Source organism: Micromonospora sp. DT178 (assembly GCF_049841695.1).
Lineage (GTDB): Bacteria > Actinomycetota > Actinomycetes > Mycobacteriales > Micromonosporaceae > Micromonospora.
On sequence record NZ_JBNCKV010000003.1, the window covers coordinates 389,691 to 408,088 of the forward strand.

Below are 18,398 nucleotides of genomic sequence, written 5' to 3' on the forward strand. Positions count from 1 at the left end.
TGGGCCGCGCCGGGAGCCCGGACGGCCCCCGGCGCGGGACGGATCAGAGCGTGCGGGCGAAGGAGATGCAGCCCGGGGCGTCCCGGTAGTAGCCGAAGTTCGGGATGCGCTCGTAGCCGGCCGCCGTGTACATGGCGACGGCCTCGGGCTGCTTGTCGCCGCACTCCAGGACGATCCGCTTGCGCCCGTGCTCCCGGGCCGAGCGCTCCACCGCCGCCAGCACCGCCCGGGCCACGCCCCGGCCCCGGGCCGCCGGTGCGGTGTACATCCGCTTCAGCTCGGCGGTGTCGCCCTCGTCACCGTGGCTGCGCCAGCCGCCGCAGCCGACCGGCTCGCCGCCGAGGTGGGCGACGAGAAAGGCCCCGGCGGGCGGCTCGAACTCGCCCGGGTCGACCGGGGTCTCGTCGCCGCTGCCGCCGTACCGGGCGCCGAGGTCAGCCAGCGCGGCGCGGATCAGCCGCTGCGCCACCGGCGAGTCGAAGCGCTCGACCCGAATCTCGATCTCACTCACGGAGTAAAGGGTACGACGCTGATCGGCCCTTACCGGAAGTGGTCCCAGCCAGCTGGTCCGTCGTACGGCCGCCCGTCGACGGTGACGCCCGAGCCCTCCGTCACCCGCCCGATCGGCCGCCAGTCGGCAGGCAGCGCCACCGCCGACGGGAAGGTCGCGGCCAGCGCGTGGTCGTCGCCCCCGGCGAGGAGCCAGGAGTACGGGTCGACGCCGAGCGCCTGGGCGGCGTCGCGCATCTGCGGGGGCACCTCGAAGGCGTCCCGGCACACGTCCACGGCGACCCCGCTGGCCTTCGCCACGTGCCCGAGGTCGGCGAGCAGCCCGTCCGACACGTCGATCATGGCGGTGGCGCCGAGCCGGGCGGCGTGCGGTCCCGCCGGGTAGGGCACCTCGGGCCGCCGGTACGCCTCGACCAGCAGCCGGGGCGTGCGGAAGCCCCGGGAGAGCACGGTCAGCCCGGCCGCCGCGTACCCGGTGCGGCCGGCCAGCGCCAGCACGTCACCGGGCCGCGCGCCGGAGCGCGTCACCGGCGGCCGGCCGCCGAGGTCGCCGAGGGCGGTGACCGCGATCGTCAACGTCGGGCTGGCCGACATGTCCCCGCCCACCACGCTCGCGCCGACCTTCGCCGCCTCGGCGGCGAGCCCGTCGGCCAGTTCCTCGGCCCACCCGGGCGCCAGCTCGGGCGGCATGCAGAGCGCGACCAGCAGCGCGGTCGGCTGCGCCCCCATCGCGGCGATGTCGGCCAGGTTGGCCGCCGCCGCCCGGTGGCCGACGTCACGCGCGCCGGACCAGTCCCGCCGGAAGTGCCGCCCCTCCACCAGCACGTCGGTCGAGGCCACGACCCGGGCGTCCGGGGCGGCCACCACCGCCGCGTCGTCCCCGGGACCGAGCAGAACGGTCGATCCGTACGACAACCGGGCGGTCACCCGGTCGATCAGGCCGAACTCGCCGACCCCCGCGACACTCATGCCGGCCCTCCGCCGTCCTGCTCGCTCACCGCTTCTCCTTGACCACCGATAGGGATCAGACCTGGTCCGTAAGGTACTTTCTCCCTTCGGGCCGCTCCGCAGGCGGCGACGGACGGAGGTCGAGTCGTGGTACAGGCGTACATCCTCATCCAGACCGAGGTCGGCCGGGCGCGTGACGTGGCCGGTCTCATCTCGGACCTTGCCGGCGTGGTACGCGTCGACGCCGTCACCGGGCCGTACGACGTGGTGGTGCTCACCGAGGCGAAGACCGTCGACGAGCTCGGCAAACTCATCGTCAGCAACGTGCAGATGGTGCCCGGCATCACCCGCACCCTCACGTGTTCGGTGGTGCGCCTGTAAGTGGACAAGATCACTGACTCTCCCGTGACCGATTCCGCCCAGCCGGACGAGATGATCCCCGACCGGCCGGTCCGCGACCGCACGACGCGCGGCGCCGCGCTGATCGCGACACTGGTCGCGCTGCCGGTCACCGTACTGGTGGGCGGGCTCGCGTTCGCCCAACTCTCCCCCGACGAGCGGGCCGAGCCGGCCGCCACGCCGAGCGCGACCGCCACCAGCGCCGGCCCGCGCTCCACCGCCCCGGTCGAGATGGCCGCGCCGGCGCTGGCCGAACGGCCCGCCACGGTCTGCCGGGCCCTGCTCTCGCAGTTGCCGCCCACGGTCAACGACCTTCCCCAGCGCCCGGTCACGGCCGGCCCGGAACAGAACGCCGCGTACGGCGACCCGGCGGTCACCGTCGCCTGCGGCGGGGCCAAGCCGGCCGTCGACGACACCGACCACGTCTGGACGGTCAACCGGGTCTGCTGGTACGCCAGCGAGGAACGCGACGCCACCGTCCTCACCACCATGGACCGGGAGACCGCCGTCACGGTCCGCGTGCCGCACTTCTACGGGCAGGGTTTGCAGTGGGTGGCCCCCGTCTCGGACACGATCGTGGCCTCGGTGCCCTCCGTCGCCGACACCCCGAGCGGCTGCCGCGTCTGACACCCTCCCCGCCCCTGCCCCGCGTGCGCGGGCAGGGGCCGGGGTGGACGTCCTCCCGTGCATCGGTCGGCGGCGGCGTCCTGGCCGCCGGTGAGCAGCACGAGACGGTGGCGGCGGAAGGTGCCCCTTCCCGCGCGAGCGGGCTCAGTGCAGGCCGACGCCGCGGTGCAGGGCGGTGCGGATGAGGCGGTTGACCAGCTTCGGGTACTCCAGGCCGGAGGCCGCCCACATCCGCGGGAACATCGACGTCGGGGTGAAGCCCGGCATGGTGTTGATCTCGTTGAGGTAGACGTCCAGCTCCGGGGTGACGAAGAAGTCGACCCGGGCCAGCCCGGCGCAGTCGAGCGCGGTGAAGGCGCGGACGGCGTACTCCTGGACCTGACGGGTCACCCGCTCCGGCAGGCCGGCGGGGATGTCGTACTCGCAGGCGGACTCGGAGTCGATGTACTTCGCCTCGAAGTCGTAGAAGTCGTAGTCCCCGACCACCCGCACCTCGGCCAGCACGGACGCCTCCGGCGCGCCGCCGGCCTCGCCCTCCAGCACGCCGCACTCGATCTCGCGGCCGACGATCGCCCCCTCGATCAGCACCTTCGGGTCGATCTTCCGGGCGGTGGCGACCGCCGCGTCCAGGTCCGCCCAGTCGTCGACCTTGCTGATGCCGAACGACGAACCGGCCCGGGAGGGCTTCACGAAGACCGGCAGGCCGAGCCGCTGCTTGTCCGCCTCGCTCAGCGTCATCCCGTTGCGCAGCACCGCGTACGGGCCCACCGGGATGCCCTCGGCGGCGCAGAGCTTCTTGGTGAACTCCTTGTCCATGGCGGCGGCGGAGGCGAAGACGTTCGCCCCGACGTAGGGGATGCCGGCCATCTCCAGCATGCCCTGGATGGTGCCGTCCTCGCCGTAGGCGCCGTGCAGCACCGGGAAGACCACGTCGACGTCGGCGAGCGCCCGGGGACCCTCGGTGGGGTCGAGCACCATGAGCCCGTTGCCGGTCGGGTCGGCGCGCAGCACGATGTCGGTGCCGGACTCGGCCGTGATCTCCGGAAGCCGGCGCGCGTTGATCGCCAACTGGCCGGGGTCGCCGTTGGTCAGCACCCACTGGCCGGCCCGGGTGATGCCCACCGGCACCACCTCGAACTCATCCGGGTCGAGGGCGCCGAGGACACTGCCGGCGCTGACGCAGGAGATGCCGTGCTCCGGGCTGCGGCCGCCGAACACGATCGCCACGCGGGTCCTGCCTGGGGTGGTCACTGCGTCACCTCTTCGTACGCGACTGCTCCGGTCGTGGCGCTCACCCGGTTGACCTTACTGTGCGTGGCGGGCGCCGGATGCCGATACCCGGGGACAGCCGAAGCGTCGCGGCATTCGGTCAACAAAGGATATACGTTCCGTAATCGCCCGTACGGGGCGGTGACGGCACCGGGCGCCCACTACGCTGCACGTCCTATGAGCGCTGATCCCCTCATCGAGTCCCTGACGGCGGCCCTGGACGCCCGCCCCGACGACCTGCCGCTGCGCCTGCACCTGGCCGCGCTGCTGCTGGACGCCGGCCGGGCCGGGGAGGCGATCGCGCAGGTCGGGCAGGCCCTCGCCCGGGACCCGGGCAACGGCCAGGCGCAGGCGCTGATGCAGCGGGCGCTGGGTGGCTCCGTACCCCCGCCGCCGACGCCGTCCCCGGCGGACCCGCGGCCGCCGGCGCAGCGCCCGGCACCGGCCGGGGCCGGCGGTTCCGCCGCGACCGCCGACCACGATCCCCTCGCCGCCTACGAGCAGGAACTGGCCGACGTCGTGCCGCCGCGCTTCGCCCGCGCCGGCGACGAGCCGGAGCCGGTCGCCGGCCACTCCGACCGGGTGTACGACGTGGAGGCCTCCGGTATCCGGCTGGCCGACGTGGGCGGCATGTCGGCGGTCAAGGAGCGGCTGGAGCTGGCCTTCCTCGGCCCGCTGCGCAACCCGGAACTGCGCAGGATGTACGGCAAGAGCCTCCGCGGCGGCCTGATGCTCTACGGCCCGCCCGGCTGCGGCAAGACGTTCCTGGCCCGGGCGGTCGCCGGGGAGATGGGCGCGAAGTTCATCTCGCTGTCCATCGTCGACGTGCTGGACATGTGGATGGGCAACTCGGAGCGCAACCTGCACGAGCTGTTCCAGGCGGCCCGCCGCAACGCGCCCTGCGTGCTCTTCCTCGACGAGGTCGACGCGCTGGGGCACAAGCGCTCGCAGGTCGGCTCCAGTTCGATGCGGACGCTGGGCAACCAGCTGCTGGCGGAGCTGGACGGGATGGAGGGCAGCAACGAGGGGGTCTTCGTGCTGGCCGCCACCAACACCCCGTGGGACGTCGACCCGGCGCTGCGCCGGCCCGGGCGGCTCGACCGGGTGGTGCTGGTGCTGCCGCCGGACGCCGAGGCGCGCCGCTCCATCCTGGAGTACCACCTGCGGGAGCGGCCGATCGCGGGGATCGACCTGCGGAAGATCGTCGCGGCCACCGAGGACTACTCGGGCGCCGACCTGGCCCACCTCTGCGAGACGGCCGCCGAGTTCGCGATGGCCGACTCGGTACGCACCGGCGAGGTGCGGATGATCGAGCACCGGGACCTGGAGCGGGCGGTCAAGGAGGTCCGGCCGTCGACGAAGCCGTGGATGGCCACCGCTCGCAACGTGGCGATGTTCGCCAACGAGGGGGGCGTCTACGACGACCTGGTCGCCTACCTGAAGCGGCGCAGGATGCTCTGACGCCGGACGGCCCGGCGGGGCGCCGGGCCGCGCCTCCCGCCGGGCCGGGCCTCCTGCCGGGCGGCCCTTCCACCCGGCGGGGCCGCCTCCGGCGACCGCACCGCCCCCGGCGGCGTCAGCCGCGTGCGTGCCGCCGGCCGATGGCGATCACCTTCACCCGCTGCCGGCCGGCCCGCACCATGCCCAGCGCCATGAACGCGCCCGCGATCCGGTCCGCCGCCTCCCGGCTGCTCGCCCCGACCACCTGACGGCGGCGCTCGGGGCAGTTGCGTTCGTCGCGGCCGGCGCCCTCGGCCGGTCGCACGTCGGTGAGGACCACCAGGAACCGCGTCATCGGTGCCCGCCGGGGCGGTCGGTGCGGGCCTGTCGGGCAGTACGCACGTCGAGTCCCTTCCGGCTGGCGGGCCACGGGGGCGTGGCACGCGGCGATCGGGTACGGGGGAGAAACCCGATCGCCGCGCGCCCCATCCCCTCCGGTCACTCACCACCACCGTCGCCACGACAACCGGCGGTGAGGACGCGATCACAGATTGACATGTCCACAGCCATGAATGCAACTCTCATCGACGTTCTCTCATCTACACCTTCCCGGGAAGATGTGCGACGATCGATGCATGGCTCCGAAGACCGCACGTGCCCGGCGACTGGGCATCGCGCTGCGCACCCACCGGGAAGCCGCCGGCCTCACGCTGGAGGCGGCGGCGGACGAGATCAGCAGCACCCGCAGCACCCTTTCCCGCTACGAGAACGCGCAGACGCTGGTCAGCCCCGCCACCGTGCGCGCCCTGCTCACCCTCTACGGGGTCGGCGCGGACGAGGTCGCCGCCGCCGTGCAACTCGCCAAGGACGCCCGCAAGCCCGGCTGGTGGGTGTCGTACTCGCACCTGCTGGACCGGCGCACCATCGACTTCATCGCGCTGGAGGCCGAGGCCACCGGCATCGCCAACTTCGAGCCCTCCGTGGTGCCGGGGCTGTTGCAGACCGCCGACTACGTCCGGGGCGTGATGCGCGGCGGCCCGCACACCCTCCGCGACGACGAGGTGGAGCAGCGGGTCCAGTTCCGGCTCGACCGGCAGCAGCGGCTCATCAGTGACCAGCCGCCGATCCTGGACGCCATCATCGACGAGGGCGCGCTGCTGCGGCCCGTCGGCGACCGGTCGGTGATGGAGTCGCAACTGCACCACCTGGTCAAGATGGGCGAGCTGCCCAACATCACGGTCCAGGTGATCCCGCTCGCCGCCGGCTACCACCGGGGCACCCGGGGCTCGCTGCACATCCTGGAGTTCGCAGACCCGGAGGACCCGATCATCGCCTCGGTGGAGACGGTGGCCGGGCAGATGGTCCTCGACCGACCGGGCGACCTGCGTACCTGCACCAAGATCATGGAGCATCTGCGGACCGTCGCGCTCAGCCCGGCGGACAGCCGCGACCAGCTCCTCCAACTCCTGAAGGGACGGTAGGACCATGACACCGACGATCAGCGCGGCGCTGGCCGGGGCGCGGTGGCGCAAGAGCAGCCGCAGCGGCGACGAGGGGGCGTGCGTGGAGATGGCGCTGGTCCCGGGCACGGTCGCCGTCCGCGACTCCAAGGACCCGTCCGGCCCCGCGCTGCTCTTCCCGCCGGCCGCCTGGGCCGCCTTCGTCGGGGCGCCGCCCGGACACTGACCTCCCCCTCCGGAGGCGCCGGCGCGCCCGCTGACCTGTCGCGCCGGTGCCTCGCCGGCGGCGGTCCCCCGTTGGGAGCCGGTGGGGCCGCCGCCCGGCGGGGGTCGGTGCCGCCGCCCGGGAGCGGCCCTTCGTTCGCCCGGGCGGAGGCGGTGGACGGTCTGCGCGGCGCAGAGCGGCGGGGTCAGGCCGGCGGGTCGGTCAGCCCGCGACCACCGGGCGCGGCGCGGGGCCGGCGCGCAGCGCCTCCAGCGCCGCGATGGCCACCCCCCGGGCGCCGGCCATGTCCCGCTCGGGCACCAGGGCGAAGGTGGCCGACGCGGCCTGCTCCTCGCGCAGCACCGTGTGCTCGCGCACGGTCGCGAGGAACCAGTCCCGGAACTCCGGGGCCGCCTCCACCACCCCGCCCCCGACGAAGTACGCGTGCGGATCGGTGAAGTTGGCCGCCACCGTGAAGAGTCGACCCAGCGCCATCGCCTGCTGGGTGAACACCTCCCGGGCCAACGCGTCGCCGCGCCCCCCGTAGCCCCGGACCAGCTTCGCCGCCCGCTCCGGCGGCTCGACGGCCAGCGGGTGGTCGGGAAACCGACCCAGCCAGTACGGCAGCAGGTTCCGCCCGATGGCGGTCAGCGAGGCGACGCTCTCCGCGTCCCCGGCGAAGCCGCAGGCGCACGTGGGCACCGGCTGGTCCGGCGCGAGCAGCCCGGTCAGCGGGATGTGCACGTGACCCAGTTCGCCGGCCATCCCGGCCGCCCCGGCGACCACCCGGCCCGCCTCGACCACACCGCCGCCCAGCCCCGTGCCGACGATCGCCGACACCGACGAGCGGCGCATCGCCTCCGCGCCGAAGTGCGCGTGGTGGGCGTAGAGCGCGGCGGCGTTCCCGTCGTTGTGGTAGACCACCGGCAGCCCGAGCCGCCGTTCCAGCGCGGTACGCACGTCGTAGCCGCGCCAGGCCGGCTGGGAGAAGTTGGTCGACCCGCGGGAGGAGATCACGCCCGTGGCGCTCGCCGGCCCCGGCGTGTCCAGCCCGACCGCGCGCACCGCCGCGCGGGGCACCCCGGTCAGCGCCAGCACCCCGTCGAACGCGCGGGCCAGCGCCTCGATCGCCGCCGCCGGGCCGGCGCGCACCTCGCTCGGGTTCTCCACCAGACCGTCCACGAGGAACCGGCCGTCCACCGTGAGCACCGTGGCGTTGTTGCTGGTGCCCCCGTTGTCCAGCCCGACGACCACCGGCACGTCCGCACCGCCCACGACAACCCGCCTTCCGCCGCCACGCCTGCCGTGAGGCTAGTTCCCCTTCCCCGCCCCCCGCCAGGCCGCGCGGCCGACGCCGGGTGACGGTGGCGGCCGGGTCGCGGCGGGGACCGGGTCACGAGGACGGCGCGGTGAGGAGCAGCGCGGTGCGGAGGACGGGGCGCCGCGGGTCAGCCCGGGCGGCGGGCCGTGACGGCGGTGGCGTCCCGGTCGTCGTCCCGGGTCACCCACGGGTGCAGGCCCACGGCCGTCAGCGCCGCCAGCAGGGCGTCCACCTGCGTCTCCCCCGCCTCCACCACCAGGTGCCCGCCCGGGGCCAGCCAGCGCGCCGCACCCTCGGCGACCCGCCGCAGCACCGCCAGCCCGTCCGACCCGCCGTCGAGGGCCACCGGCGCCTCGTGCAGCCGGGCCTCCGGCGGCATCAGCGCCACCGCCGCCGTCGGCACGTACGGAGCGTTGGCCAGCACCAGGTCCAGCCGGCCCCGCCAGCGCGCCGGCAGCGGGTCGTACAGGTCGCCCTGGAAGACCGGCACGGCCAGTGGGTCGAGGTTGCGCCGCGCGCAGGCCACGGCGGCGGGGTCCACGTCGGCGGCGGCCAGCCAGCGCGGCGCGAGCCGGCGGGCCAGCGCCACCGTGGTGGCGCCGGAGCCGCAGCACAGGTCCACCACGGCCGCCGCCGGGCCGGTCACCGCGACGGCGGCGTCGACCAACAGGGCGGTACGCGCACGCGGCACGAACACGCCGGGGTCGACGGCGATCCGCTCGCCGCAGAACTCGGCCCAGCCGAGCACGTGCTCCAGCGGCAGCCCGGCGACCCGGCGGTCGACCAGGCCGGCCAGCGCCTCGGCCGAGTCGGCGGCGGCGATCAGCAGCTCGGCCTCGTCCTCGGCGTAGACGCAGCCGGCGGCGCGCAGCCGGTGCACGAGGGCGGGCCGGTCGGGGCGGAACGCAACGACCGTCACGCGCCGCGGCTCGCGTCCAGCGCGGCGGCCACGTCGGCGACGAGGTCGACGGCATCCTCGACCCCGCAGGAGAGCCGGACGAAGCCGGGCGGGGTGTCGTCGCCCCACTGGGCCCGCCGGTCCGCGGTGGTGTGCAGGCCGCCGAAGGAGGTGGCCGCGGCCACCAGCCGGGCCGCGTCGAGGAACCGCGCCACCCGCCCGGCGTCGCCGAGGTCGAAGCAGAGCACCCCGGGGACCCGTCGCATCTGGACCGACGCCACCGCGTGGGCCGGGTCGCCGGGCAGCCCCGGCCAGCGCAGCCCGGTCACGTCGTCGCGCCCCGCGAGCAGCCCGGCGAGGGCCTGCGCGTTCGCGGTCTGCCGGGCCAGCCGCAGGTCCAGGGTGGCCAGCGACCGGTGCGCGAGCCAGGCGTCGAACGCGCCCGGCACCGCCCCGGTGAGGTTCCGCCAGGCGGTGACCGCGTCCCGCAGCTCGGCCGAGCGGGTCGCGACGTAGCCGAGCAGCAGGTCGGAGTGCCCGGTGAGGGCCTTCGTCCCGGAGGCCACCACGACGTCGGCGCCCAGGTCGAGCGGGCGCTGCCCGAGCGGCGTCGCCGTGGTGTTGTCGACCGCGACCAGGGCGCCGGCGGCGTGCGCCCGGGCGGCCAGCGCCGCCACGTCGGCGACGTCCAGGCCCGGATTGGCCGGGGTCTCCAGCAGCACCAGGCGTACGCCGTCGAAGGCCGGGTGCGGGCCGGCGGTCGGGGCGAGGAGCACCCGTACGCCGATGCCCTCCAGCGTGTCGGCGGCGAAGGCCCGGACGGCGAAGTACCCGTCCGACGGGAGCACCACGGTGTCCCCCGGCCTCAGCACCGTCAGCAGCAGCCCGGTGATCGCGGCCTGCCCGCTGGCGAAGACCCGGCAGTCGCCCCCCTCCAGCTCCCCGACCGCCGCCTCCAGCAGCCGCCGGGTGGGGTTGTCCGGCCGGCCGTAGCCGTCGGGCGCCGCCGCCGGCCCCGCCCACGGGTCCAGGTGGTACGGCGCGGCGAACACCGGCCCGGGCAGGAACGGCTGGCCGGGAGCCGGCTCGGGCAGGCCGGCGCGGACGCAGCGGGTGCCGTCCTGGTGCTCGGGCATGTCGCTCACTCCGGCTTGGTGGTGCGGCTCATCAGCGCCTCGACGGCGAGGCGTGGGTCCATGCCCTCGTGGCAGACCAGCTCGACCTGCTCGGTGATCGGCATCTCCACCGCGTGCGCCCGGGCCAGGTCGCGCAGGGCCAGCGCGCTCTTGACGCCCTCGGCGGTCTGCCGGGTGGCGACGCGGGCCTCCTCCAGGGTCGCGCCCCGGCCCAGGTGCTCGCCGAAGGTGCGGTTACGGGCCAGCGGCGACGAGCAGGAGGCGACGAGGTCGCCCATCCCCGCCAGGCCGGCGAAGGTGAGCGGGTCGGCGCCCAGGGCCACCCCGAGCCGGGCCGTCTCGGCCAGTCCCCGGGTGACGAGCATGGCCCGGGTGTTGTCGCCGAAGCCCATCGCCACGGCGATGCCGTACGCCAGGGCGATCACGTTCTTCACCGCGCCGCCCAACTCGCAGCCGATCACGTCGTCGTTGGTGTACGGGCGGAAGTAGGGCGTGGTGATCGAGCGCTGCACCAGCGTCGCCCGGTCGGCGTCGGTGCAGGCGACCACGGTCGCGGCGGGCTGCTCGGCGGCGATCTCCGGGGCCAGGTTGGGGCCGGAGACCACCACCACCCGGTCCGCCGCCACCCCGGCGGTCTCCACGATCACCTCGCTCATCCGCCTGGTGGTGCCGAGCTCGATGCCCTTCATCAGCGACACGAGGGTGGCGTCCGGGTGCAGGTGCGCGGTCCACTCGGCCAGGTTGCCGCGCAGCGTCTGCGACGGCACGGCCAGCACCACCACCTCCGCCCCGGTGATCGCCTCGGCCGCGTCCCCCGTCGCCGTGACCCGGGACGGCAGCAGCACGTCCGGCAGGTACTCCGGGTTGCGCCGCTCGGCGCGGATCGTGTCGGCGACCGCCTGCCGGCGGGCCCAGACGGTGACGTCCCGACCGGCGTCGGCGAGGATCTTCGCGAACGCGGTGCCCCACGAGCCGGCACCCAGGACCGCGACGTGCCCGCTCACGCCGCCGCCTCCGGCCGCCGCCGCTCGCCGGCAGGGCGGGCCGTCCGTTCCCACAGTGGTGGCGGGGTGCCGCCCCGGATCTCGGTGAGCATGTCACGAAGGCGCAGCATGATGGTGTCGGTCATCTCCTCGAGGACGGCCTTCGTCGGGGTCGACCCGGCCCACCGGCCCAGGTCGACGGGCGGCCCGGCGACCACGGTCACCGGGATCCGGGGGCGCGGGTCCAGTCGGGACCGGCGCGGGTCGAAGATCCGCTCGGGGCCCCACATGACGAGCGGGACGACCGGCGCCCCGGTGGCGAGCGCGAGCCGGGCGGCGCCGGTCTTGCCCTTCATCGGCCACAGCTCCGGTTCGCGGGTGATGGTGCCCTCCGGGTAGATCACCACGGCGCCGCCCTGGTCGAGCGCGGCGACGAGGTGCTCCAGCGACCGCACCGCGTCCACCGTGTTCCGCTCGACCGGGATCTGCCGGCACCGGTGCAGGATCCAACCGATCACCGGCACCCGGAACACGCTGGCCTTGCCGAGGAACTGCGGCCAGCGGCCGGAGTCGTAGACGAAGTGCGCCGCGACGAGCGGGTCGGCGTGCGAGATGTGGTTCGGCACGATGATCACGCCGCCGTCGCGACGCAGGTGCTCCATCCCGCGCCAGGTGCGCCGGGTCCAGACGGTCATCACCGGCTTGACCAGCACCACGGCGAACCATTGCCAGAACCCCAGCCTCCGCCGTGTCACCCGCGCCTCCTCGTGCCGCCCCGACCCGCACCGGATCCGCACCGGTGACGCCCGCAGCGGAAATCATGCCTGCTCGACCCGGGTCCGGCCAGAGAGGGTACCGCCGTACGGCTGGCAGGATGGCGGTGTGAGTCAGCCGAGGTGGACCGTGGTGGTGCCCGTGAAGCGCCTCGCCGCCGCGAAGAGCCGGCTGCGGGGGGCGCTGCCGGCCGTACCGCACGAGGAACTGGCGCTGGCCCTGGCCGCCGACACGGTCGCCGCGGTGCAGGCCTGCCCGGCGGTGGCCGGGGTGCTGGTCGTCACCGACGACGCCCGAGTGGCCGAGGCCGCCCGGCGCGCGGGCGCCCGGACGCTGCCCGACGCCCCCGGCGCCGGGCTGAACGCCGCCTTCCGGCACGGCGCGTCGGCCGCGGGCGGCGGCTGGGTGGCCGGGCTCACCGCCGACCTGCCCGCGCTGCGCCCGGCCGAGCTGGCGGCGGCGCTGCGGGCGGCGCAGGCCGCGCCCCCGGGCGTACGCCGGTACGTGGCCGACGCCCCCGGCCAGGGCACCGTGCTGCTGGCCGCGCCGCCGGGCGTGGCCCTGGATCCCCGCTTCGGGGTCGGCTCGGCCGACGCGCACGCCGCGAGCGGGGCGCTCGCCCTCACCGGGGACTGGCCGAGCCTGCGTCGGGACGTGGACACCGCCGACGACCTGGCGGCGGCGGTCCGGCTCGGGCTGGGGCCCCGCACGGCCGCCTTGGCCGCCGCCGGCTGCCCGGCCTGAGGGGCGTGTAGCGTGCGGGGCATGCAGGGCACGGTGGCCACCTACGACGCGGCGACCCGCAGCGGGACGCTGCTCCTCGACGACGGCACCGAGCTGGCCTTCCCGGCCCGGGCGTTCGACGCCTCCGGCCTGCGGCTGCTCCGCCTCGGCCAGCGGCTGCGCGTCGATACCGACGCCACCGGCGCGGTGGTCCGGGTGACATTGCCGACGATGGCCTGAGCGGCTGGTCGAAGTTCATTTTGCGTTAACCGCATCCGGGTGATTATGGGCAGGTGAGCACCCCTCGCAAGCACCCCGCCAACCGACCGCCCACCGACCCGGCCGCACCCCGCAACGGCACCCGGTCCCGGGGCGCCGACGGCCGGTTCCACGCCGACGCACCCACCGGAGGCTCCGCGCCGGACGCCGCCGGGACCGACGCGGCGAGCGCCTCCGCCGGCCTGGAGGAGGTGCTGGACCCGGCGCCCGGCCCGCCCACCGAGGCGGCGGCGACGCCGCCCGCGCCCGACCTCGGGGATGAGCCCCCCACGGCGGAGCCGCTGCCGGAGGACCGCTTCCTCAACCGGGAGCTCTCCTGGCTCGACTTCAACGCCCGGGTGCTGGCGCTCGCGGAGGACCCGCGCACGCCGCTGCTGGAGCGGGCCAAGTTCCTGGCCATCTTCGCCAGCAACCTCGACGAGTTCTACATGGTGCGCGTCGCCGGGCTGAAGCGCCGGCTCCAGGCCGGCCTGCCGGTACGCGGCGGGGACCGGATGCCGCTGCGCACCCAGCTGGAGCTGGTCGCCGGGAAGGCCGCGACGCTGGTGGCCCGGCACTCGGCCTGCTTCACCGACGAGGTGCTGCCGAAGCTGGCCGCCGAGGACATCCGGATCCTGCGCTGGGCCGACCTGGACGACCCCGAACGGGAACGGCTGCGCGCGTACTTCCGGGAGCAGATCTTCCCGGTGCTGACCCCGCTGGCGGTGGACCCGGCGCACCCCTTCCCGTACATCTCCGGGCGGTCGCTCAACCTCGCGGTGGCGGTGCGCGACCCGGACGGCGGCTCGGAGTTCTTCGCCCGGGTGAAGGTGCCGAACAACGTGCCCCGCTTCGTCCGGGTGCACCGCAGCCTGCCGGGCGTACGGATGCTGCCGCTGGAGGACCTGATCTCGGTGCACCTGGGGCAGCTCTTCTCCGGCATGCAGGTGGTCGAGTGCCACCTGTTCCGGGTCACCCGCAACGCCGAGGTGGAGGTCGACGAGGACCGCGACGAGGACCTGCTCCAGGCCCTGGAACGGGAGCTGGCCCGGCGCCGGTTCGGCCCGCCCGTCCGGCTGGAGGTGGCCGCCTCGATCTCCGACCACGTGCTGGAGCTGCTCGTGCGCGAGCTGGACATGCACGACCAGGAGGTGCTGCGGGTGCCCGGCCTGCTCGACCTCTCCGCGCTCTGGCAGCTCTACGACGAGGCCGACCGGCCGGACCTGAAGGATCCGCCGTTCGTGCCGGCCACCCACCCCCGCCTCACCGAGGGCGAGGTGCCGCGCAGCGTCTTCGCGACCCTGCGCGACGGCGACATCCTGGTGCACCACCCGTACCACTCGTTCGCCACCAGCGTGCAGCGCTTCATCGAGCAGGCCGCCGCGGACCCGGACGTGCTGGCCATCAAGCAGACCCTCTACCGCACCAGCGGCGACTCCCCGATCGTGGACGCGCTCGTCGACGCGGCGGCCGCCGGCAAGCAGGTGGTGGTGCTGGTCGAGCTGAAGGCGCGCTTCGACGAGGTGGCCAACATCGGCTGGGCGCGCAAGCTGGAACGCGCCGGCTGCCACGTCGTCTACGGCCTGGTCGGGCTCAAGACGCACTGCAAGACCGCCCTGGTGGTACGCCAGGAGGGCAACCAGATCCGCCGCTACTGCCACATCGGCACCGGCAACTACCACCCGAAGACCGCCCGGCTCTACGAGGACTTCGGCATGCTCACCGCCGACCCGGAGATCGGGGCCGACCTGACCGACCTGTTCAACGTCCTCACCGGCTACAGCCGGCAGACCGCGTACCGCCGGCTGCTGGTGGCGCCGCAGGGCATCCGCAGCGGGCTGATCGAACGGATCGAGCGGGAGATCGCGCACGTGCGGCTGGGCATGCCCGGGCTCGTGCAGATCAAGGTGAACTCGCTGGTCGACGAGGAGATCACGGACGCGCTCTACCGGGCCTCCCGGGCCGGCGTCCACGTGGACCTGGTGATCCGGGGCATGTGCACGCTGCGACCGGGGGTGCCCGGACTGTCGGAGAACATCCGGGTCCGCTCGATCCTGGGCCGGTTCCTGGAGCACTCCCGGATCTTCCGGTTCGGCAACAACGGCGACGCCGAGTTCTGGATGGGCTCGGCGGACCTGATGCACCGCAACCTGGACCGCCGGGTCGAGGCGCTGGTGCGGGTGAGCGACCCCGTCGCCCGGGCCGAGCTGGACCACGTGATGAGCGCCGCGATGAGCCCCGACGTGGACGCGTTCGAACTGGCGGCGGACGGCACCTGGAGCCGGCGTACCGGCACGGCGGAGGAGCCGCGGGTCCATCTCCAGGAGTTGCTGCTGCGTCGCGTCGGTGGCACGGCGGGCTGACCGGTACCCGCATAGGCTGACCTGATGCTGGATGAGCGGGACGCGGCCGGCCCCGGCCGGGGCCGGCTGGCCGGGTTCCCCGACGCCACGCCCCCGATCCGGGCGGCGGGCGGTGTGGTGTGGCGCCCCGCCGACGACCCCGGGCCGGTCGAGGGACCGGCCGCGGTGCCGCGAAGCGGAGTGCTGGTCTGCCTCGTGCACCGGCCCCGCTACGGCGACTGGTCGCTGCCCAAGGGCAAGCTGGAGCCGGGCGAGCATCCGCTGCGCGCCGCCGTGCGGGAGGTGGCCGAGGAGACCGACGTCCGGGCGGTGCCGCAGGTGCGGCTGCCCACCGTGCGCTACCGCAGCGAGGGCCGCCCGAAGGTGGTCGACTACTGGTCGATGCGGGCGGCGGCCACCGGCGGTTTCCAACCGGCCACCGAGGTCGACGACGTGCGCTGGCTCGGCGTGGACGAGGCGATCCGGCTGGTCAGCTACCCGCACGACGCCGAGGTGCTGGCCGCGTTCGCGGCCCTGCCGACGGTCACCGCGACGGTGGCGCTGGTCCGGCACGCCCACGCCGGCAAGCGGGCCACCTGGTCGGGCCCGGACACCGGCCGGCCGCTCGACGCCCGGGGCTGGGCACAGGCCCACGCGCTCGCCCCGCTGGTGGCGCTGGTCCGTCCGGTACGCCTGCTGTCGGCCTCGGCCCGCCGCTGCGTACAGACCCTCGACCCGGCGGCGGCGCTGCTCGACCTGCCGATCGAGGTCGACGGCGACCTGGACGAGCCGCGGCCGGGCCAGCAGCCCGACGAGTGCGCGCTGGCCGCCGCCGCCCGCCTGGCCGCGCTGGCGGCCACCGGCGAGCCGGTGGGGTTGTGCAGCCAGGGCAAGGTGATCCCGGGCGCCCTGGCCCGGCTCAGCGGGCGGCCGGGCGACTTCACCACCCCGAAGGGCGGCGGCTGGCTGCTCGCCTTCGCCGGTGACCGCCTGCTCGCCGGCGACCGCCTCTGACCGCGCGCCCGCAGGGGCCCCGGCGTTCCTGACCGCCCCGGCGGGCGGCGGGTCAGGCCGGCGGCAGGGTCAGCGTCACCGCGACCGGCAGGTGGTCGCTGGCCGTCCCGGGCGGGGCCGCCGCGTCGCCGGCGGCCAGGTCGGGCGTGACGAAGACGTGGTCGATCTGCTGGCGCGGGGCGTCCGCCGGGCTGGTCGGCAGGGGGCGGGCGGCGGCCAGCGCGTCGACCAGACCGGCCCGGGTGAACTCGGCGAACGCCGGGTCGCCCGGCTCGGTGTTCAGGTCGCCGGCGACCACCAGGGGCCGGCCGGCCGCGTACCGCACGGCGAAGTCGGCGACCGCGCGGGCCTGGACCACCGGGTCCTCGCCGGGCGGCGGTTGCAGGTGGGTGGCGACCACCGCGAGACGGACGCCCGCGCCGAAATCCACCGTGACGCTGAGGGCCTGCGCCCCGGTGGGCGCGCCGACCGCCGGCAGCGGCCGGGTCCGCGCCGCGTCCAGCGGCCACCGGCTCAGCACGGCGTCGCCCCAGAGCGGGTCGGCGGCCGGCGCGAAGACGTACGGCATGTCCAACCGCTCCGCCAGCAGGTCGAGCGTGTCGTGGCCGCCGTTGAGCAGCCAGCCCCGGTCCACCTCGCTGAGTGCCACGACGTCGGCCCCGGCGACGGCCCGCGCCAGCGCGTCCGGGTCGAAGCGGCCGTCCATCCCGAAGCCCATCCGGACGTTGTACGCCGCCACCCGCACCGTCTCCGGCGGCCCCTCCCGGTTGCTCGCGGACAGCAGTTCGTCGCTCGCGACCGCGGCCAGCAGCGTCAGTACGGCGGCCGAGGCGGCCGTCCACACCGGCGGCAACGGCGACCGGACCGGCCGCGGGGTGGGCCGGGTGGCCAGCGCGACGGCGGCGACCAGCACCGCCACCGCCACCGGCACCCCGGCGTTGGGGTGGCCGAGGTCGTAGGCGGAGTAGTAGGCCACCGCCGCGACGGCGAAGACGAGCATCCCGGCGACGGCGGCGTACCCGCGTCGCCCGGCCGCCCGTGCCGGGTCCGGCCCGCCACCGGCCGCCCGGGTCGGGTCCGGCCCGCCGCCGTCGGAGCCCTGGGCCCGGGCTCCGTCGGCGCCCCGTCCGTCGGCCGCGCCGGCCGACGCCAGGCACGCGCCGAGACCGACGGCGGTGAGCAGGACGGCCGGCAGCAGCAGCTCCCCGCGGCCGAGGGTGACGAGGACGGCCCCGCCGACTAGGGCCACCGGCCCGAGCCACCGCCAGGCGCCCCGGCGGGGCGACGCCAGCGCGGCGAGCAGGAACCCGCCGACCGCCACGGCGAGCGGGGCGGGGCCGAACAGCGGCACCGTGGCCACGCCCACCTCGTCGGCGGGATCCGACCGCAGCAGACCGAACTGGTACGAGCTTGCCGTCCGGGCGACCGCCGGGGAGAGCGCCACCATGCCGGCGAGCAGCAGCGCCGGCCCGGCCAGCAGCCAGCTCCGTACGCCGCCCGCCCCGGCCTGCGGCGCGGGCCGTGCCTGCCCCGCGAGGAAGAGGCCCGCGACCCCGACGGACGCCAGCCACGCCGGCCAGTCCCCGAAGAACGCCGAGCGGTACGTGTCTAGCACCGTGTGCAGGACGGCCCCGACAGCCAGCCCGAGCGCCAACCCGGGTACGGGGCGGTCGGTGCCGGCGGCGACACCGGCGAGCCAGACCAGCCCGGCGAGCAGCCCGACCGTGGCGAGCCAGAGCTGGAGCCGTCCGCCCGGCTGGCCGTTGACGGCGAGCCGCGCCAGCACCAACAGCACCGCGGCGACGAGCGTGACGGGGCGGGCGCCCACCCGGCGGATCAGCGCGGGCGCTGCCAGGGCGAGCAGGAACCAGCCGAACGCGAACGCCCCCAGCAGTTCGGCGGGGGTCGAGGCGGCCTGACCGAAGATGGTGATGACCGCCGGCAGGAAGACGCGCAGCACGTCGACCAGGAGCACGACGCCGAGGGCGAGGGTGACGGTGGTGAGGTGGCGGTAGCGCACCGGGCTGCCTTTCGCCGACCGGAAGGGGTGCGGCGATTCTGCGGGCGGGGCACGGTCGGGGTCAACGGGTG

General features: G+C 75.5%; 19 protein-coding genes. 9 read left to right on the plus strand and 10 right to left on the minus strand.

What is annotated here, in order from left to right; translation table 11 throughout:
* Window positions 1-43: 43 nt before the first annotated feature.
* The gene (locus ACLQ22_RS08385; protein WP_366638324.1) at window positions 44-511 is read right to left on the minus strand and encodes a GNAT family N-acetyltransferase; all 468 of its coding nucleotides are present in this window, start codon (window positions 509-511) and stop codon (window positions 44-46) included.
* 29 nt (window positions 512-540) lie between these two features.
* Window positions 541-1,479 carry a thiamine-phosphate kinase gene (locus ACLQ22_RS08390; RefSeq protein WP_425691724.1) on the minus strand — a complete coding sequence of 313 codons (939 nt, stop codon included), beginning with the start codon at window positions 1,477-1,479 and terminating at the stop codon, window positions 541-543.
* A gap of 126 nt (window positions 1,480-1,605) precedes the next feature.
* Between ACLQ22_RS08390 and ACLQ22_RS08395 the strand changes: the two genes are divergently transcribed.
* Both ACLQ22_RS08395 and ACLQ22_RS08400 read left to right on the plus strand, forming a co-directional pair.
* Window positions 1,606-1,839 carry an Lrp/AsnC ligand binding domain-containing protein gene (locus ACLQ22_RS08395; RefSeq protein ID WP_425691725.1) on the plus strand — a complete coding sequence of 78 codons (234 nt, stop codon included), beginning with the start codon at window positions 1,606-1,608 and terminating at the stop codon, window positions 1,837-1,839.
* A 51-nt stretch (window positions 1,840-1,890) separates the two neighbouring features.
* Window positions 1,891-2,484, plus strand: coding sequence for a DUF3515 family protein (locus tag ACLQ22_RS08400; protein ID WP_425691801.1), 594 nt, complete (start codon window positions 1,891-1,893; stop codon window positions 2,482-2,484).
* A 144-nt stretch (window positions 2,485-2,628) separates the two neighbouring features.
* Here ACLQ22_RS08400 and ACLQ22_RS08405 read toward each other — a convergent pair whose 3' ends face one another.
* Complete coding sequence (locus ACLQ22_RS08405) at window positions 2,629-3,735, minus strand: D-alanine--D-alanine ligase family protein (protein WP_425691726.1); 1,107 nt, start codon at window positions 3,733-3,735, stop codon at window positions 2,629-2,631.
* A gap of 195 nt (window positions 3,736-3,930) precedes the next feature.
* Between ACLQ22_RS08405 and ACLQ22_RS08410 the strand changes: the two genes are divergently transcribed.
* Window positions 3,931-5,214, plus strand: a complete 1,284-nt coding sequence (locus tag ACLQ22_RS08410) for an ATP-binding protein (protein WP_425691727.1) — start codon at window positions 3,931-3,933, stop codon at window positions 5,212-5,214.
* Window positions 5,215-5,329: 115 nt separating this feature from the next.
* Here the strand turns inward: ACLQ22_RS08410 and ACLQ22_RS08415 are convergent, their stop codons facing one another.
* Entirely contained in the window at window positions 5,330-5,548 is a 219-nt protein-coding gene (locus ACLQ22_RS08415) for a hypothetical protein (protein WP_121396133.1), read from the minus strand.
* A 280-nt stretch (window positions 5,549-5,828) separates the two neighbouring features.
* On the opposite strand from ACLQ22_RS08415, the gene ACLQ22_RS08420 reads away from it, so the two are divergent.
* Both ACLQ22_RS08420 and ACLQ22_RS08425 read left to right on the plus strand, forming a co-directional pair.
* Entirely contained in the window at window positions 5,829-6,674 is an 846-nt protein-coding gene (locus ACLQ22_RS08420; RefSeq protein ID WP_121396134.1) for a helix-turn-helix domain-containing protein, read from the plus strand.
* Between the two features lie 4 nt (window positions 6,675-6,678).
* Window positions 6,679-6,879: a DUF397 domain-containing protein gene (locus ACLQ22_RS08425; RefSeq protein ID WP_425691728.1), complete on the plus strand. Its 201-nt coding sequence runs from the start codon at window positions 6,679-6,681 to the stop codon at window positions 6,877-6,879.
* 201 nt (window positions 6,880-7,080) lie between these two features.
* On the opposite strand, the gene ACLQ22_RS08430 is transcribed toward ACLQ22_RS08425, so the two are convergent.
* From ACLQ22_RS08430 to ACLQ22_RS08450, 5 genes are all read right to left on the minus strand, one after another.
* Entirely contained in the window at window positions 7,081-8,133 is a 1,053-nt protein-coding gene (locus ACLQ22_RS08430) for an ROK family protein (RefSeq protein ID WP_425691729.1), read from the minus strand.
* A 173-nt stretch (window positions 8,134-8,306) separates the two neighbouring features.
* Complete coding sequence (locus ACLQ22_RS08435) at window positions 8,307-9,098, minus strand: putative protein N(5)-glutamine methyltransferase (protein ID WP_425691730.1); 792 nt, start codon at window positions 9,096-9,098, stop codon at window positions 8,307-8,309.
* The gene (locus ACLQ22_RS08440; protein ID WP_425691802.1) at window positions 9,095-10,213 is read right to left on the minus strand and encodes a cystathionine gamma-lyase; all 1,119 of its coding nucleotides are present in this window, start codon (window positions 10,211-10,213) and stop codon (window positions 9,095-9,097) included. The genes ACLQ22_RS08435 and ACLQ22_RS08440 overlap by 4 nt, the downstream gene beginning before the upstream one ends.
* A gap of 5 nt (window positions 10,214-10,218) precedes the next feature.
* On the minus strand, window positions 10,219-11,217 hold the full coding sequence (locus tag ACLQ22_RS08445) for an NAD(P)H-dependent glycerol-3-phosphate dehydrogenase (protein ID WP_121398994.1): 999 nt from the start codon (window positions 11,215-11,217) through the stop codon (window positions 10,219-10,221).
* On the minus strand, window positions 11,214-11,951 hold the full coding sequence (locus tag ACLQ22_RS08450; RefSeq protein WP_425691731.1) for a lysophospholipid acyltransferase family protein: 738 nt from the start codon (window positions 11,949-11,951) through the stop codon (window positions 11,214-11,216). The genes ACLQ22_RS08445 and ACLQ22_RS08450 overlap by 4 nt, the downstream gene beginning before the upstream one ends.
* Before the next feature lie 127 nt (window positions 11,952-12,078).
* Here ACLQ22_RS08450 and cofC point away from each other — a divergent pair, with 127 nt between their 5' ends.
* The 4 genes from cofC to ACLQ22_RS08470 are packed head-to-tail and all read left to right on the plus strand — an operon-like array spanning window position 12,079 to window position 16,307.
* Complete coding sequence (gene cofC, locus ACLQ22_RS08455) at window positions 12,079-12,714, plus strand: 2-phospho-L-lactate guanylyltransferase (protein WP_425691732.1); 636 nt, start codon at window positions 12,079-12,081, stop codon at window positions 12,712-12,714.
* 21 nt (window positions 12,715-12,735) lie between these two features.
* Window positions 12,736-12,933, plus strand: a complete 198-nt coding sequence (locus tag ACLQ22_RS08460) for a cold-shock protein (protein WP_425691733.1) — start codon at window positions 12,736-12,738, stop codon at window positions 12,931-12,933.
* A gap of 53 nt (window positions 12,934-12,986) precedes the next feature.
* Window positions 12,987-15,314 carry an RNA degradosome polyphosphate kinase gene (locus tag ACLQ22_RS08465; protein WP_425691734.1) on the plus strand — a complete coding sequence of 776 codons (2,328 nt, stop codon included), beginning with the start codon at window positions 12,987-12,989 and terminating at the stop codon, window positions 15,312-15,314.
* Window positions 15,315-15,338: 24 nt separating this feature from the next.
* On the plus strand, window positions 15,339-16,307 hold the full coding sequence (locus ACLQ22_RS08470) for an NUDIX hydrolase (protein WP_425691735.1): 969 nt from the start codon (window positions 15,339-15,341) through the stop codon (window positions 16,305-16,307).
* 52 nt (window positions 16,308-16,359) lie between these two features.
* On the opposite strand, the gene ACLQ22_RS08475 is transcribed toward ACLQ22_RS08470, so the two are convergent.
* Window positions 16,360-18,327 (minus strand): endonuclease/exonuclease/phosphatase family protein, encoded by a 1,968-nt coding sequence (locus tag ACLQ22_RS08475; protein WP_425691736.1) that lies wholly within the window; start codon window positions 18,325-18,327, stop codon window positions 16,360-16,362.
* Window positions 18,328-18,398: the final 71 nt, after the last annotated feature.

What these genes read in the sequence shown, in the direction of transcription:
- ACLQ22_RS08390 (WP_425691724.1), bottom strand. Translation starts at nt 1,479, where the DNA reads ATGAGTGTCGCGGGGGTCGGCGAGTTCGGCCTGATCGACCGGGTGACC.
- ACLQ22_RS08400 (WP_425691801.1), top strand. Translation starts at nt 1,891, where the DNA reads ATGATCCCCGACCGGCCGGTCCGCGACCGCACGACGCGCGGCGCCGCG.
- ACLQ22_RS08410 (WP_425691727.1), top strand. Translation starts at nt 3,931, where the DNA reads ATGAGCGCTGATCCCCTCATCGAGTCCCTGACGGCGGCCCTGGACGCC.
- ACLQ22_RS08415 (WP_121396133.1), bottom strand. Translation starts at nt 5,548, where the DNA reads ATGACGCGGTTCCTGGTGGTCCTCACCGACGTGCGACCGGCCGAGGGC.
- ACLQ22_RS08420 (WP_121396134.1), top strand. Translation starts at nt 5,829, where the DNA reads ATGGCTCCGAAGACCGCACGTGCCCGGCGACTGGGCATCGCGCTGCGC.
- ACLQ22_RS08425 (WP_425691728.1), top strand. Translation starts at nt 6,679, where the DNA reads ATGACACCGACGATCAGCGCGGCGCTGGCCGGGGCGCGGTGGCGCAAG.
- ACLQ22_RS08440 (WP_425691802.1), bottom strand. Translation starts at nt 10,213, where the DNA reads ATGCCCGAGCACCAGGACGGCACCCGCTGCGTCCGCGCCGGCCTGCCC.
- ACLQ22_RS08460 (WP_425691733.1), top strand. Translation starts at nt 12,736, where the DNA reads ATGCAGGGCACGGTGGCCACCTACGACGCGGCGACCCGCAGCGGGACG.
- ACLQ22_RS08470 (WP_425691735.1), top strand. Translation starts at nt 15,339, where the DNA reads ATGCTGGATGAGCGGGACGCGGCCGGCCCCGGCCGGGGCCGGCTGGCC.